The sequence below is a fragment of the Micromonospora coerulea genome, assembly GCF_016598485.1.
GTDB classification, from domain to species: domain Bacteria; phylum Actinomycetota; class Actinomycetes; order Mycobacteriales; family Micromonosporaceae; genus Micromonospora; species Micromonospora coerulea.
Genome location: NZ_JAEMUW010000113.1, coordinates 1 through 476, shown reverse-complemented (window position 1 = coordinate 476; position 476 = coordinate 1). Strand labels below are relative to the sequence as shown.

The 476-nt window shown below is 65.3% G+C and carries 1 protein-coding gene; it reads right to left on the bottom strand.

Annotated elements, in window-relative coordinates:
- Positions 1–89 precede the first annotated feature (89 nt).
- On the bottom strand, positions 90–476 hold a 387-nt coding region (locus tag I8N68_RS32520; protein WP_504739830.1), incomplete at its 5' end, for a class I SAM-dependent methyltransferase.

The window sequence follows — 476 nt, the reverse complement described above, 5'->3', positions numbered from 1 at the left end:
TCTAAGTTCCGCTTCAACGTTCGACCGCCCTGCCCAGCATGACGCACGGCTCAGGTCGTTGGTGTCACTCCGCCTCAGGGCATCACCCGTCAGTGCAGGAAAGTAAAGATCCTCCCCGTGGCATTCACGGGCTGCGGTGTGCCTTCGAACAGGTGAACGCCGACAGAGAATCGCACGTCGTCCGGAGCGTGGAACGCCACCTCCACGAAGCCGGCGTCCCGAAGCCACCCCCGCACGGCTGGCGTCAGGTCCGGTGCCCGTCGCGCCCTGGTCCAGATCACCGTGGCGCCCTCTGCGCACAGCTGGGGCAGGGCAGCAATCGTTCGCTTTACGTCGGCGTCCGAGATGTTGCCGAAGACCCCGACCATGAGCACCAGATCGGCCGGAACCGCACCGACGTATGAAGAGAGCTGACCCGCGTCTGCCTGCTTGATGACGAGATTGGAGAGCCCGGCCTGGTCGGCGGCGGCTTGAGC